Below are 15,248 nucleotides of genomic sequence, written 5' to 3' on the forward strand. Positions count from 1 at the left end.
TGCTAGTACTGTTGTGATTGCAGCTGTTAATGTTGTTTTACCGTGGTCTACGTGTCCTATTGTTCCAATATTAACGTGGGGTTTAGTTCTTTCAAATTTTTCCTTTGCCATTTCTAATTCCTCCTTAATAAATACATTAAGTTTTATTTTTTTTAAAAATGATCTTAAATATATATAAATTTATTTCTTACATATATTTTTATCTATATCAATTCAAGTTAGGATTATTTTTTTCCTATAACTTGTTCTTGTAAGCTCTTTGGAATTTCTTCGTAAGCAGCGAATTCCATGCTGTAGTTTCCTCTACCTTGAGTTTTAGATCTTAATGATGTTGCGTATCCAAACATCTCTGATAGTGGTACCATAGCTTTTATAACTTCTGCTCCAGATTGTGGTTCCATTCCTTCGATTCTTCCTCTTCTTGAGTTTACATCTCCGATAACGTCTCCCATGTATTCTTCTGGAACAACTATTTCAACTCTCATGATTGGCTCAAGTAATGCTGGGTCTGCTTTAGACATAGCATTTTTGAATGCCATTGATCCGGCAATTTTGAACGCCATTTCTGATGAGTCAACATCGTGGTATGATCCATCAACAAGTCTAACTTTGAAGTTAAGAACTGGGAATCCACCTAAGATACCAGCTTCTGATGCTTCTCTTATTCCGTTATCGATAGGTCCAACATACTCTTTTGGTATAGATCCTCCAACGATAGCATTTTCGAATTCATACTCGCCTTGGTGAGGTATTAATTCTATTACAGCATGACCGTATTGTCCACGTCCACCTGATTGTCTAACGAATTTACCTTCAGCTTTAACTTCTTTTCTGATTGTTTCTTTGTAAGCAACTTGTGGTTGACCAACATTACACTCAACTTTGAATTCTCTTTGAAGTCTATCAACGATGATTTCTAAGTGTAACTCACCCATACCTGCTATTATTGTTTGGCCTGTTTCATGATCAGTCCAAGTTTTGAATGTTGGATCTTCTTCAGCAAGTTTAGCTAAAGATAATCCCATTTTTTCTTGACCTGCTTTTGATTTTGGCTCTATAGCAACAGAAATAACTGGTTCTGGGAATTCCATGTTTTCTAATATTACTGGAGAATCTTCTGTACATAAAGTATCTCCTGTAGTTGTCATCTTAAGACCTATAACAGCTCCTAAGTCTCCAGCACGTAATTCTTCAACTTCTTGTCTTGCATTTGCATGCATTTTAACAAGTCTACCAATTCTTTCTTTTTTACCTTTGTTAGCATTTAATACATATGTACCACTTTGCATTATACCTGAGTAAACTCTAGTGAATGCTAATTTACCAACAAATGGGTCAGTAGCTATTTTGAATGCTAATGCTGATAATGGTTCTTCATCACTTGCGTGTCTTTCGATTTCCTCACCAGTTACTGCATCAGTACCTTTTATAGATGGGATATCTAATGGTGATGGCATGAAATCAACCATAGCATCAATCATCATTTGAACACCTTTATTTTTATAAGATGATCCACACATTACAGGAACTATTTCATTGTTACAAACACCTTTTCTTAAAGCTGCTTTTAACTCTTCTATAGTTAATTCTTCCCCGTCAAGATATTTCATCATTAACTCTTCATCTAATTCTGCTATAGATTCGATCATAGCAGCTCTGTATTCTTCAGCTAATTCCTTCATATCTTCTGGAATTTCAGCTTCTTCGATTTGAGTTCCTAAATCATCTTTATATATCTCTGCTTTATTTTTTAATAAATCTATTATTCCAGCAAAGTTTTCTTCTTTACCTATTGGTAATTGTATTGGCACTGCATTAGTGTGTAATCTTTCTTTCATCATGTTTACAACTCTAAAGAAGTCAGCACCCATGATATCCATTTTGTTTACATATGCCATTCTTGGTACAGAGTATTTATCTGCCTGTCTCCAAACTGTTTCAGATTGAGGCTCAACTCCACCTTTAGCACAGAATACACATACAGCTCCATCAAGAACTCTTAGAGATCTTTCAACCTCAACTGTAAAATCTACGTGTCCTGGTGTATCTATTATGTTTATTACGTGATCTTTCCAGAAACACATTGTAGCAGCAGAAGTAATTGTTATACCTCTCTCTTGCTCTTGAACCATCCAGTCCATTGTAGCTCCACCTTCGTGAGTTTCTCCGATCTTGTGAGTTCTACCTGTGTAGAATAATATACGCTCAGTAGTTGTTGTCTTACCAGCATCTATGTGGGCCATTATTCCAACGTTACGAAATTTTTCTAATTCATATTGTCTTGCCACTTTTGTTTCCTCCTCTCGACGAGTAATTTTATAATTTGACAAAACTGTTTTGGCAAAGCCAAAACAGTTCCAGTATTAATATCTGTAATGAGCGAAAGCTTTGTTTGCCTCTGCCATTTTGTGAGTATCTTCTCTCTTTTTAACAGCAGCTCCAGTATTGTTAGAAGCGTCGATTAACTCGTTTGCAAGTCTCTCTCTCATGTATTTTTCGCCTCTTTTTTCACAAGCAGCAAGCATCCATCTGATACCTAATGTTTGTCTTCTCTCTGGTCTAACTTCGATAGGTACTTGATATGTAGCTCCACCTATTCTTCTTGCTTTTACTTCTAATAAAGGCATTACGTTGTTCATTGCCTCTTCGAAAACTTCTAAAGCATCTTTACCAGTTTTCTCGCTTACTATATTAAATGCATCGTAGCATATTTTTTGTGCTACTCCTTTTTTACCATCTTCCATTATGTTGTTTATTAACTTTGTAACAACCTTTGAGTTGTACATTGGATCTGGTAAAACATCTCTTTTTGCTATAAATCCTTTTCTTGGCACTTTACTTCCCTCCTTAACAATTTAAATTAACTCATAGGTACTCGATATCTCTACCGCAAAGCGCTCTGCTTCAACTTATATTTAAATTAATTTTATGTATAATCTATATAAATGCCGAAGGCATCGCACCTTTCAGTTCAATCATCTTAAAACCAATTATTTTTGTTTTGGTTTTTTAGCACCATACTTAGATCTTGATTGTAATCTGTTTGCAACTCCAGCTGAGTCTAAAGCTCCTCTTACGATGTGGTATCTTACCCCTGGTAAGTCCTTAACTCTTCCACCTCTTATAAGAACAACACTGTGCTCTTGTAAGTTGTGTCCAACTCCACCGATATAAGCAGTAACTTCGAATCCATTTGTAAGTCTAACTCTTGCAATTTTTCTTAACGCTGAGTTTGGCTTCTTAGGAGTTGTTGTTTTAACTACAGTACATACTCCTCTTTTTTGTGGACACTCTTTTAATGCTGGTGCAGTTGATTTAGTTGCTAAAGATTTTCTTCCTTTTCTAACTAATTGGTTGATTGTTGGCATTATTTCACCTCCTATATTTTAGCATACTATTAAAAATTTAATAGTATATCTATCTAATCATTGTACACTAGCATATAGCTAATGCACAATGCTATAGATATAATTTATTATTATTACGTGTTAGCTAATTTATTATAATATGAGCGCAGTTGCCGCTGATACATCTATGGAGCATAAATCTCCCAATTCTTTCATTGTATCAACATATTCAACTTGCAGGGAATTAGCCTTTGCTAACTCTATTATAGGCTTTATAACATTTTCGTCTGCATCTTTGGCTACGTACAAAACTTTACCACGATTTGACTTTAATGTTTTAGTAGTCTGTTTTACACCTACCACCTTTTCACCTGTGAGCTTGCTTAACATATCTACACCCCTCATATATGTGATTTATATTCTATTTTTAAAATCACACAAACTGTATTTTATCACCTTAACACTATACTGTCAATAATATATATTGGTAGTTTATCCTTCTAATTCCTCTTCTGTTTGTGGAATTTGTACATCGTCTGTAGAAATCTTTATATCTCTATAACGAGTCATACCTGTTCCTGCTGGAATTAACTTACCTATAATAACATTTTCTTTTAATCCTACTAGTGGATCTATTTTTCCTTTTATTGCTGCATCAGTAAGAACTCTTGTTGTTTCTTGGAATGATGCTGCTGATAAGAATGATTCAGTAGCAAGAGCAGCTTTTGTTATTCCTAGTAAAGTAACTTTTCCTTCTGCTGGAACTCCACCTTCTGCAAGAACTTTTTCATTTGCTTCTTCAAAATCAAATATATCTATCATAGTACCTGGTAATAACTCAGTATCTCCAGATTCTTCAATTTTAACTTTTCTAGTCATTTGTCTTACAACAACTTCTAAGTGCTTATCGTTGATATCAACACCTTGAAGTCTATAAACTTTTTGAACTTCTGAAAGAAGATAGTTTTTAACTCCATTAACACCTTTAATTCTGATAATATCATGTGGGTTTACTGAACCCTCTGTTACTTCGTCTCCAGCACTAATAAAGTCACCATTTCCAACTTTTATTCTTGATCCAAATGGTATGTCATAGCTAACTTCTTCACCATCGTTAGTTGTTACTATAACAATTCTCTTCTTCTTAGTTTCTTCTATTCTAACTGTACCACTTACATCACTTACGATAGCTAATCCTTTTGGTTTTCTAGCTTCAAATAACTCTTCAACCCTTGGAAGACCTTGAGTTATATCCGCTCCAGCAACTCCACCTGTGTGGAATGTTCTCATTGTAAGCTGAGTTCCTGGCTCTCCGATAGATTGTGCTGCAACTATACCTACAGCTTCACCTATGTTGATTTTTTGTGCAGTTGCCATGTTCATACCATAGCACTTACAACATACACCAATTTTTGATTTACATGTGAATACAGATCTTATTTTTACTTTTTTAACTCCAGCATTTTCAACTTTTTCTGCTAGATGTATATCCATATAAGTGTCATTTGGAACTATAACTTCACCAGTTTTTGGGTCAATTATATCCTCTGCACTATATCTTCCAGTAAGTCTTTCACTTAATGGTTCTATAACTTCGTTACCTTCTTTTATTTCTGTTACTTCAAAACCTTCAGTGCTTCCGCAATCTTCAGTTCTTACTATAACATCTTGGCTTACGTCAACAAGTCTTCTTGTTAAGTATCCAGAGTCAGCTGTCTTAAGCGCTGTATCGGCGTTTCCTTTTCTAGCTCCGTGTGTAGACATGAAATATTCTAATACGTCTAGACCTTCTCTGAATGATGCCTTGATTGGTAACTCTAGTATTTTTCCTGATGGACTTGCCATAAGTCCTCTCATTCCTGCAAGCTGTTTGATCTGACTCTTAGAACCTCTGGCTCCTGAGTCTGCCATCATCGCAATAGGGTTGAACTTATCTAAGCTGTCCATTAGCACGTTGGCTATGTCATCAGTAGTTTTAGTCCACTTATCTATTACTCTTTCATATCTTTCGTTTTCAGATATGAATCCTCTTCTATACATTTTTTCTATTTTTTCAACTGTTGCTTCTGCTTCTGCAAGTAAAGCTTCCTTTTGTTCTGGAACTTCCATGTCAGAAGTCGCTACAGTAATAGCTCCTATAGATGAGAAGTGATATCCCCTAGCTTTTATATTATCTAACATTTTAGATGTTTCAGTTGCACCATATTTTAGATAACACTTATCTATTATTTTACCTAGGTTCTTTTTGCTTGCTAAGAAATCAATCTCTAATTTGAATTCATTTTCAGGTAAACTTCTGTCTATAAATCCTAAATCTTGTGGAATAGATTCATTAAACATTAATTTACCTGGAGTTGTTTCAACGATTCCAGTTCTTAACTCTCCATCTATAACTTTCTTAACTTTAACTTTTATCTTAGCATGGATATCTATATCTTTACATTGATAAGCCATTTGAACTTCATCTGGTGATGAGAACATTCTTCCTTCACCTTTAACTCCATCCTTATCTAAAGTTAAGTAGTATGAACCTAAAACCATATCCTGAGTTGGAATACAAACTGGTTTTCCATCAGATGGCTTTAATATATTATGTGCAGCTAGCATTAAAAATCTTGCTTCTGCTTGTGCTTCAACTGATAATGGAACGTGAACAGCCATTTGGTCTCCATCAAAGTCAGCATTATACGCTGTACATACTAATGGGTGTAACTTTATAGCTCTTCCTTCTACTAATATAGGTTGGAACGCTTGTATTCCAAGTCTGTGTAGAGTCGGAGCACGGTTTAGTAATACTGGATGGTCTACGATAACTTCTTCAAGTATATCCCAAACTTGAGGCATTACTCTTTCTACCATTCTCTTAGCACTTTTTATGTTGTGTGATGTTCCACTTTCAACTAATTTTTTCATTACAAATGGCTTAAATAATTCTAATGCCATTTCTTTTGGAAGTCCACATTGGTACATTTTTAATTCTGGTCCAACAACTATAACCGAACGTCCTGAGTAGTCAACACGTTTTCCAAGTAAGTTTTGTCTAAATCTACCTTGTTTTCCTTTTAACATGTCAGATAAAGATTTAAGTGGTCTGTTACCTGGTCCTGTTACTGGTCTTCCTCTTCTACCATTATCTATAAGTGCATCTACAGCTTCTTGTAACATTCTTTTTTCGTTTCTTACAATTATGTCTGGCGCACCTAAATCTAATAATTTTTTCAATCTATTATTTCTGTTTATAACTCTTCTATATAGGTCATTTAGGTCAGATGTAGCAAATCTACCTCCGTCTAATTGAACCATTGGTCTTAAATCTGGTGGAATTACAGGTATAACATCTATAATCATCCATTCTGGTTTGTTTGTAGACTTTCTAAATGATTCTACAACATCAAGTCTTCTTATAGTTCTAACCTTTTTTTGTCCACTACTTGTTTTTAATTCTTCTTTTAACTCTACTGATAGAGTTTTAAGATCTATGTCTTGAAGCAATCTTTTTACAGATTCTGCACCCATTCCTGCTTCAAATCCATCATATCCATATTTGTCTACTGCTTCTCTATAGTCTTTTTCTGTTAATACTTGTTTCTTCTCTAGTGGTGTATCCTTTGGATCTAGCACTACATAAGAAGCAAAGTATAAAACTTTCTCTAGTGATCTTGGTGACATATCTAAGATAAGTCCCATTCTAGATGGAATTCCTTTGAAATACCAAATGTGAGATACTGGGGCAGCAAGTTCTACATGCCCCATTCTTTCACGTCTCACTTTTGCTTTAGTGACTTCAACTCCACATCTATCACATACTATACCTTTATATCTTACTCTTTTATATTTTCCACAGTGACATTCCCAGTCTTTCATAGGTCCAAATATTCTCTCACAGAAAAGACCGTCTCTCTCTGGTTTTAATGTTCTATAGTTAATTGTCTCTGGCTTCTTTACTTCTCCTCTTGACCATTCTCTAATTTGTTCTGGAGACGCAAGGCCAATTTGCATTGCATCAAAATTATTTAATTCAACCAAGGGTATATCCTCCCTTCAATTTTTAGTGTTCATCACTGAAATCATTTAGTTCTAATTCATCGTTAAAATCTATTGATAAATTATCATAATCTATGTCTATCTCTTCAACAACTTCACCAGTTATTTCTTCAACTTCTGCTTCAACTTCTGCTTCAACTTCTGTTTCTGCTTCAACTTCAGCTTCTGGCTCTTCATTGATGTCTTCTATAGGTTCAACATATTCTACTTCTGGAACTGCTGGTACTTGATCTTCAGTTCCTTCAATATTAACCTCAAGTTCCGCTAATTCATCTTCTACAGATTCTCTTAGTTTAATTTCTTCATGAGCTTCATCTAAAAGTTTTACATCTAAGCATAAAGCTTGTAATTCTTTAATTAAAACTTTAAATGACTCTGGAACTCCTGGTTCAGAAATATTTTCACCTTTTACTATTGCTTCGTAAGTTTTAACTCTTCCTACAACATCATCAGATTTAACTGTTAAGATTTCTTGAAGTGTATGAGCTGAACCGTATGCTTCAAGTGCCCAAACCTCCATCTCTCCAAATCTTTGTCCTCCGAATTGCGCTTTACCACCAAGTGGCTGTTGAGTAACTAGTGAGTATGGACCTGTTGATCTTGCGTGTATCTTATCATCTACTAAGTGGTGTAGTTTTAAGATATACATGTATCCAACAGTAACTCTATTGTCAAATGGTTCTCCTGTTCTTCCATCATATAGAACAGTTTTTCCATCTCTTGCATATCCTGCTTGTTCTAAGCAATCTTCTATTTCATGGTCTAATGCACCATCAAATACTGGTGTTGCTATGTGCCATCCAAGTTCGCTTGCTGCCCATCCTAAATGAACTTCTAGTACCTGACCAATGTTCATACGAGATGGAACCCCTAGTGGGTTTAAGCAAATTTGAAGTGGTCTTCCGTCTGGTAAGAATGGCATATCTTCTTCTGGTAATACTCTAGAGATAACACCCTTATTACCGTGTCTTCCAGCCATCTTATCTCCTACAGATATTTTTCTCTTTTGAGCTATATAACATCTTACTAATTGATTTACTCCTGGTGGAAGTTCATCAGAATTTTCTTTAGTAAATACTTTAACATCTACTATAATTCCAGCTTCTCCATGAGGAACTCTTAGTGAAGTGTCTCTAACCTCTCTAGCTTTTTCACCAAATATTGCTCTTAATAATCTTTCTTCAGCCGTTAGTTCTGTTTCTCCTTTTGGTGTAACTTTTCCTACTAAGATATCTCCAGATCTAACTTCTGCACCAATTCTAATTATTCCACGTTCATCTATATCTTTAAGAGCTTCTTCTCCAACGTTAGGAATATCCCTAGTTATTTCTTCAGGTCCTAGTTTAGTGTCTCTAGCTTCTGCTTCATATTCTTCTATATGAACTGAAGTAAATACATCTTCTCTTACTAGTTCTTCTGAAATTAACATAGCATCCTCGTAGTTATAACCTTCCCAAGTTATAAATCCGATACGAATGTTCTTTCCTAAAGCCATTTCTCCTAAATCAGTAGATGGACCGTCTGCAATTACGTCACCTGCTACAAGCTTTTCACCTTTATCAACTATAGGTCTTTGATTTACACAAGTACCTTGGTTTGCTCTTTTAAATTTAAGCAATTTATAAGTATCTATACCGCCATCTGAATCTCTTTTTATTCTTACTTCATTTGCACTAACATATACAACTGTACCTGCATTTTTTGCTTTTGGTAGTACTCCTGAATCTACAGCAGCTTTAAATTCTATTCCAGTACCAACTATTGGTGCTTGTGTTCTTAACAGTGGAACGGCCTGACGTTGCATGTTAGATCCCATAAGAGCTCTTGTTGCGTCGTCATTTTCAAGGAACGGTATCATAGCTGTTGCTACAGATACGATTTGTCTTGGAGATATATCGATTAAATCAACATCTTCTCTAGGTACAAATATAACTTCTTCCTTTATTCTTACTGTTACTTTTTCATCTAAGAACATATTGTCATCGCCTATTGGCTCACTTGCTTGTGCAACAATATAGTTATCTTCTTCATCAGCAGTCATGTAGATTATCTCATCAGTTATTTTTCCAGTTTTCTTATCAATAACTCTATATGGAGTTTCCATAAATCCATATTCATTAACTTTTGCATAACTTGCTAATGAGTTTATAAGACCTATGTTTGGACCCTCTGGTGTTTCTATCGGACACATTCTTCCATAATGTGAATAGTGAACGTCTCTAACTTCGAAACCAGCTCTTTCTCTTGAAAGACCTCCAGGTCCTAATGCAGATAATCTTCTCTTATGTGTTAACTCTGATAATGGATTCGTTTGATCCATGAATTGTGATAACTGAGAACTTCCGAAGAATTCTTTAATTGCAGCTACCACTGGTCTTATATTTATTAAAGCTTGAGGAGTTATTATTTCTTGATCTTGAATTGTCATTCTTTCTTTAACAACTCTCTCCATTCTTGAAAGACCTATTCTGAATTGGTTTTGTAATAATTCACCTACAGATCTTAATCTTCTGTTTCCAAGGTGATCTATATCGTCAATATAACCAATTCCATATGCTAAACCTATTTCATAACTAATAGTTGCATATATATCATCTTTAATGATATGTTTTGGTATTAACTTATTTATATTAAGTTTTATTGCTTCTTTAATAGCTTCTTCTTCGCTATTGTTGTCTAATATTTCTTTTAGTGTTGGATAATGTACAAGTTCTTTTATTTTTAAATCAGAAACATCAAAGTTAACATGTTTTGTTATATCAACAAATCCATTTCCTATAACTCTTATTACCTTATCCTCTACTAATATATCTACTGAATTTATACCTAGGTTTTGAATGTATAGAGCAGTATCTCTATCAATCTTATTACCTTTTTCAACTATAATTTCACCTGTTGCTTCATTAACTATGTTTTCAGCAGCTATCTGATTTGCAATTCTTAAGTGAACTGATAGTTTTTTATTAAACTTATATCTTCCTACTCTTGATAAATCATATCTTTTTGCATCAAAGAATAGTGAGTCTATAAGTGACATAGCACTATCTACAGTTGGTGGTTCACCTGGTCTTAATCTCTTATATATCTCTAGTAAAGCTTCATTTTTGTCTTTTGTATTGTCTTTTTCTATAGTAGCTTGTAGTCTTTCTTCTTCTCCGAAGAAATCAAGAATTTCCGCATCGCTACCATAATTCATCATGACTCTTGCAAGAACTGTAATTGGTATTTTTCTTGTTTTATCAATTCTTACATATATAATGTCATTTGAATCTGTTTCATATTCAAGCCAAGCTCCTCTGTTAGGTATTACAGTTGAAGAAAATAATTTCTTACCTGTCTTATCAACTGTATAGTTGTAATAAACACCTGGTGATCTAACAAGTTGGCTTACAATAACTCTCTCTGCACCATTTATAATGAAAGTTCCTTGCTCTGTCATTAATGGGAAATCTCCCATAAATACATCTTGCTCTTTTATCTCTCCAGTTTCATTATTACGTAGTCTTACCTTTACTTTTAATGGTGCTGCATAAGTAGTATCTCTTTCTTTACATTCTTCTACAGTATATTTGATATTATCAGTATCAAGCTTATAACCAACAAATTCTAATGCTAGATTGCCTGTATAATCTTGTATTGGATTGATATCCTCAAATACTTCTTGTAGTCCTTCTTTTAAAAACCAATCATATGAATCTAATTGAACTTCAATTAGATTTGGCATCTCGGCAGTATTGCCTACTTTGGCAAAACTCATTCTTGTTCTTTTACCATTTTTGACAGGATGTACCATCAGCTTTCACCCCTTGTATAAACTAAAATAACCAAAAGACACACTTTCCCCTAGGACCTTGTGCTTTCGGACTTCACACATTTCATCATGCTATTATATCCAATTTCCTAAAAATTATTCACAAAACTGTATTTATAGCATTTTCTATCTATAGATTGCTATTTTTTCGCAACCTAAACGCTTTCGCATTTAGTTATTTTATCACGTTTTTTTTGTTTTGTCAATAATTTAGTTTAAAAAAAGGAGTACTTTTTTCAAAGCACTCCTTTTATCAATTGAAACCACTAAAATTCTATTTGAATTCTACAGCTGCTCCAACTTCTTCTAATTTAGCTTTCATTTCTTCAGCTGCATCTTTGCTTACAGCTTCTTTTAATGTTTTAGGAGCTCCATCAACTATTTCTTTAGCTTCTTTTAATCCTAATCCAGTTAATTCTCTAACAACTTTTATAACTTTGATTTTGTTAGCTCCAGCATTTGATAATACTACATCAAATTCTGTTTTTTCTTCTGCAGCAGCTCCGCCTGCAACTGCTCCTGCAACTGCAACTGGTGCAGCTGCGCTTACTCCGAATTCTTCTTCGCAAGCTTTAACTAATTCATTTAATTCTAAAACGCTCATTTCTTTTATAGCTTCTATTATTTGCTCTTTTGTCATTTTTAACGCACCTCCGAAATTTATCTTTCTCTTATTTTATTTGTTATTTAACATTATTCAGCTACTACTTCTTCTTTCTTGTCTGCTATAGCAGATAGTAAGTATGCTAAATTTGATAGTGGAGCTTGGAAACTTCCAAGAAGTTTTGCAAGTAATACCTCTCTTGGTGGTATTGAAGCAAGCTCTTTAACTTTATTTTCATCAAATAATTCACCTTGAACTAATCCAGCTTTTAATTGTAGCTTTTTGTTAGCTTTTGCGAAATCATTTAATATTCTTGCTGGAGCTGTTGGATCTTCATATCCGAAAGCTATTGATACTGGTCCTTCAAGGTAAGCATCTAGTCCTTCAAATCCTAGCTCTTTTGCTGCTAATGCTACTAAAGTGTTTTTGTAAACTTTATATTCAACACCAGCATCTCTTAGTTGTTTTCTTAATTGTGTATCTTGTTCAACTGTTAGTCCTTGATACTCACTTAATATAACACTTTGAGATTTTTCTAATTTCTCTTTTATTTCAGCAACTTTTGCTTCTTTTAATGATCTGTTTTTGCTTTGCACTGTGTGTCCACCTCCTCACAGTTTTCACTGTTTATTTTAAAATTAAAAGTCTCCTCGCAAACATTACGAAGAGACCAATAAAATCATCACGTTCTATTAGAATCCTCGGTAGGTAATAACTGTTACGCTTAATGCACCTACTGTCTACGGAATATTAATTTATTCAGCTTTTAAGATTCTAACATTTTTATGACAATATGTCAATACCTTTTTTTTAAAAATTACTCAACAACTTTTGCTGGGTTGATTTTTATTCCAGGTCCCATTGTGCTTGCAACAGTAACTGACTTAATGTATTGTCCTTTTGCAGCTGCTGGTTTAGCTTTTACTATAGCTTCCATTAAAGTATTGAAGTTCTCTTGAAGTTTTTGTTCTCCGAAAGATTTCTTACCTACTCCAACGTGTACAATAGCAGTTTTGTCTACTCTATATTCAACTTTACCTGCTTTAATATCTGCTAATGCTTTAGTAACATCAAATGTAACTGTTCCTGATTTAGGGTTTGGCATTAATCCTTTTGGTCCTAACACTCTTCCTAATCTTCCTACTACTCCCATCATATCTGGTGTAGCTACAACTACATCAAAATCAAACCAGTTTTCTTTTTGGATTTTGTCTACTAATTCTTCAGCTCCAACAAAATCTGCTCCTGCTGCTTCTGCCTCTTTAGCTTTATCGCCTTTAGCGAATACTAAAACTCTAACTGTTTTACCAGTTCCGTGAGGTAGAACAACCGCTCCTCTTACTTGTTGATCTGCATGTCTTGGGTCAACACCAAGTCTTACGTGAACTTCTATTGTCTCATCAAATTTTGCTTTTGATGTTTTGATTACAAGCCCCATAGCTTCTGATGGTGTATATAGCGCACTTCTATCTACTAGTTTAGTACTCTCTATGTAATTCTTTCCCATATTGCTATCCTCCTTCGTGGTACTAACGGTTTTTGCCTCCCACTAATTTAAAATGAAAATTACTCTTCTACTACGATTCCCATGCTTCTAGCTGTTCCAGCTATCATGCTCATAGCAGATTCTACTGATGCAGCATTTAAATCTGGCATTTTTAATTCTGCTATTTCTCTAACTTTTGCAGTAGAAACTGTAGCAACTTTTGTTCTGTTTGGAACGCCTGATCCACTCTCTATTCCAGCTGCTTTCTTTAATAGAACTGCTGCTGGTGGAGTCTTTAGTATAAAACTAAATGATCTGTCTTGATATACAGTGATTACTACTGGTATTATCATTCCTGCTTGATCAGAAGTTTTTGCGTTAAATTCCTTACAGAAACCCATAATATTAACACCGTGTTGTCCTAATGCAGGTCCAACTGGTGGTGCTGGTGTTGCTTTTCCTGCAGGAAGTTGAAGTTTTATCATTCCTGTTATTTTCTTAGCCATGAGTTTACACCTCCTATATTGTGGTAAGCGGACTTTAAAAGCCCTCCCACTTAATAAGAATAAATCTATATTAAGATTTTATCTTATAAGCTTAATCCATTTTTTCTATTTGATTAAAATCAAGTTCAACAGGAGTTTCCCTGCCAAACATATCAACTAAACCTTTTATTGAGTGCTTTTCTATATTTATTTCTTGTATAAGCACCATAAATTCAGCGAATGGTCCAGATATTATTTTTACCTGTTCTCCAATTTCTAAATCACTAGAAACTGTTCGCTCAACTATTCCCATTTTGCTAGCTTCCTCATCAGTTAAAGGAACTGGTTTAGATCCAGGTCCAACAAATCCTGTAACCCCTCTAGTATTTCTAACAATATACCAAGAGTCATCTGTCATAACCATCTTAACCATCACATAGCCTGGAAATATTTTTTTATAAGTTACTTTTTTCTTGCCATCTTTTATCTCAACTTGTTCTTCTACAGGCACTTGAATGTCATGAATGAACTCTTCAAGATTTCTGTTTTCTATTGCTTTTTCAAGATTAGCTTTAACTTTATTTTCATATCCAGAATACGTATGAACTACATACCATTTAGCTTTATCTGTCATAACTCAAGGGGTTTACCTAAACTGAAGCCCCTCTACCTCCCTTTTATATTATTTAAAAACCATTTTAAAGAGGTTATTGAAACCAGCATCCAACAAACCTACTAGAATCACATAAAGAAGACAAAAGCTAATTATTGCTCCAGAAGCTTTCTTTATATCTTTTTTAGAAGGCCATGTTATTCTTTTGAATTCAGCCTTCAAATCAATAAAGAATTGAAAAATTCCTAAGCGCTTCTTGGTATCTTTTGATTTGCTTTCAACATTCTTAGCCATCTTTTTCACATCCCCAATTTATATTAGGTACAAAACACTACTTTGTTTCTTTATGAAGTGTATGTTTGTGGCAGAACTTACAGTATTTTTGCATCTCTACTCTATCTGGATTGTTTTTCTTATTTTTCATAGTGTTATAGTTTCTTTGTTTGCATTCTGTGCAAGCTAAAGTTATTTTAACTCTCACAATCTACACCTCCTAATTATATGAGTTATATATCTCAAATTAATACTTTATTTTAAATTCAATACAAAATTTAAACTACCAAACTAATTTATCACAACTTTTTTAAGATGTCAATAAATTAGTTGTTACCTTTATTGGTAAGTATTGCTCTTTTCACGACTTTATATTCATAAATTTACATTATTTTTGAATATAACATTCTTTTAAAAGGACCAGGTTTAGTGCCCAGTCCTATTAAATGTATTTTCTAGATTACTCTATTATAGAAGTAACAACTCCTGAACCTACTGTTCTTCCACCTTCTCTGATCGCGAATCTTAATCCCTCATCCATTGCTACTTGAGTTATTAATTCAACGTTCATGTCGATGTGATCTC

The 15,248-nt window shown here is 34.1% G+C and carries 15 protein-coding genes and 1 other annotated feature; all 15 genes read right to left on the minus strand.

Annotated elements, in window-relative coordinates:
• Positions 1-111: GTP-binding protein (locus AC07E4_RS07310; RefSeq protein WP_478216037.1), on the minus strand; the 111-nt coding region annotated here is incomplete at its 3' end.
• Between the two features lie 113 nt (positions 112-224).
• A complete protein-coding gene (gene fusA / locus AC07E4_RS07315; RefSeq protein ID WP_034439149.1) occupies positions 225-2,288 on the minus strand; it encodes an elongation factor G in 2,064 nt (687 codons plus the stop codon).
• 75 nt (positions 2,289-2,363) lie between these two features.
• Entirely contained in the window at positions 2,364-2,834 is a 471-nt protein-coding gene (gene rpsG / locus AC07E4_RS07320) for a 30S ribosomal protein S7 (RefSeq protein ID WP_034439147.1), read from the minus strand.
• Between the two features lie 156 nt (positions 2,835-2,990).
• Positions 2,991-3,368, minus strand: a complete 378-nt coding sequence (gene rpsL, locus AC07E4_RS07325) for a 30S ribosomal protein S12 (RefSeq protein WP_034439146.1) — start codon at positions 3,366-3,368, stop codon at positions 2,991-2,993.
• Between the two features lie 132 nt (positions 3,369-3,500).
• Complete coding sequence (locus tag AC07E4_RS07330) at positions 3,501-3,737, minus strand: ribosomal L7Ae/L30e/S12e/Gadd45 family protein (RefSeq protein WP_034439145.1); 237 nt, start codon at positions 3,735-3,737, stop codon at positions 3,501-3,503.
• A gap of 102 nt (positions 3,738-3,839) precedes the next feature.
• Positions 3,840-7,373: a DNA-directed RNA polymerase subunit beta' gene (rpoC, locus tag AC07E4_RS07335; protein WP_034439144.1), complete on the minus strand. Its 3,534-nt coding sequence runs from the start codon at positions 7,371-7,373 to the stop codon at positions 3,840-3,842.
• Between the two features lie 22 nt (positions 7,374-7,395).
• Entirely contained in the window at positions 7,396-11,184 is a 3,789-nt protein-coding gene (gene rpoB / locus AC07E4_RS07340) for a DNA-directed RNA polymerase subunit beta (protein ID WP_478216036.1), read from the minus strand.
• A gap of 292 nt (positions 11,185-11,476) precedes the next feature.
• On the minus strand, positions 11,477-11,842 hold the full coding sequence (gene rplL / locus AC07E4_RS07345; protein ID WP_034439142.1) for a 50S ribosomal protein L7/L12: 366 nt from the start codon (positions 11,840-11,842) through the stop codon (positions 11,477-11,479).
• Positions 11,843-11,895: 53 nt separating this feature from the next.
• Positions 11,896-12,402 carry a 50S ribosomal protein L10 gene (gene rplJ / locus AC07E4_RS07350; RefSeq protein ID WP_034439141.1) on the minus strand — a complete coding sequence of 169 codons (507 nt, stop codon included), beginning with the start codon at positions 12,400-12,402 and terminating at the stop codon, positions 11,896-11,898.
• Positions 12,403-12,435: 33 nt separating this feature from the next.
• Positions 12,436-12,570: a sequence feature (ribosomal protein L10 leader region), on the minus strand.
• Positions 12,571-12,623: 53 nt separating this feature from the next.
• Positions 12,624-13,313 carry a 50S ribosomal protein L1 gene (rplA, locus tag AC07E4_RS07355; RefSeq protein WP_034439140.1) on the minus strand — a complete coding sequence of 230 codons (690 nt, stop codon included), beginning with the start codon at positions 13,311-13,313 and terminating at the stop codon, positions 12,624-12,626.
• 59 nt (positions 13,314-13,372) lie between these two features.
• On the minus strand, positions 13,373-13,798 hold the full coding sequence (rplK, locus tag AC07E4_RS07360) for a 50S ribosomal protein L11 (protein WP_034439139.1): 426 nt from the start codon (positions 13,796-13,798) through the stop codon (positions 13,373-13,375).
• A 91-nt stretch (positions 13,799-13,889) separates the two neighbouring features.
• On the minus strand, positions 13,890-14,411 hold the full coding sequence (gene nusG / locus AC07E4_RS07365) for a transcription termination/antitermination protein NusG (RefSeq protein ID WP_034439138.1): 522 nt from the start codon (positions 14,409-14,411) through the stop codon (positions 13,890-13,892).
• Between the two features lie 48 nt (positions 14,412-14,459).
• Positions 14,460-14,684, minus strand: a complete 225-nt coding sequence (gene secE / locus AC07E4_RS07370) for a preprotein translocase subunit SecE (RefSeq protein WP_034439137.1) — start codon at positions 14,682-14,684, stop codon at positions 14,460-14,462.
• Positions 14,685-14,721: 37 nt separating this feature from the next.
• On the minus strand, positions 14,722-14,871 hold the full coding sequence (rpmG, locus tag AC07E4_RS07375; protein ID WP_034439136.1) for a 50S ribosomal protein L33: 150 nt from the start codon (positions 14,869-14,871) through the stop codon (positions 14,722-14,724).
• Between the two features lie 252 nt (positions 14,872-15,123).
• Positions 15,124-15,248: EF-Tu C-terminal domain-related protein (locus tag AC07E4_RS07380; RefSeq protein ID WP_458339759.1), on the minus strand; the 125-nt coding region annotated here is incomplete at its 5' end.

This window comes from Clostridium amazonense, assembly GCF_056431285.1.

Coding starts and splice junctions, on each gene's coding strand:
- rpsL (WP_034439146.1), bottom strand. CDS start 3,368: ATGCCAACAATCAACCAATTAGTTAGAAAAGGAAGAAAATCTTTAGCA.
- AC07E4_RS07330 (WP_034439145.1), bottom strand. CDS start 3,737: ATGTTAAGCAAGCTCACAGGTGAAAAGGTGGTAGGTGTAAAACAGACT.
- rpoB (WP_478216036.1), bottom strand. CDS start 11,184: ATGGTACATCCTGTCAAAAATGGTAAAAGAACAAGAATGAGTTTTGCC.
- rplL (WP_034439142.1), bottom strand. CDS start 11,842: ATGACAAAAGAGCAAATAATAGAAGCTATAAAAGAAATGAGCGTTTTA.
- rplA (WP_034439140.1), bottom strand. CDS start 13,313: ATGGGAAAGAATTACATAGAGAGTACTAAACTAGTAGATAGAAGTGCG.
- rplK (WP_034439139.1), bottom strand. CDS start 13,798: ATGGCTAAGAAAATAACAGGAATGATAAAACTTCAACTTCCTGCAGGA.
- nusG (WP_034439138.1), bottom strand. CDS start 14,411: ATGACAGATAAAGCTAAATGGTATGTAGTTCATACGTATTCTGGATAT.
- secE (WP_034439137.1), bottom strand. CDS start 14,684: ATGGCTAAGAATGTTGAAAGCAAATCAAAAGATACCAAGAAGCGCTTA.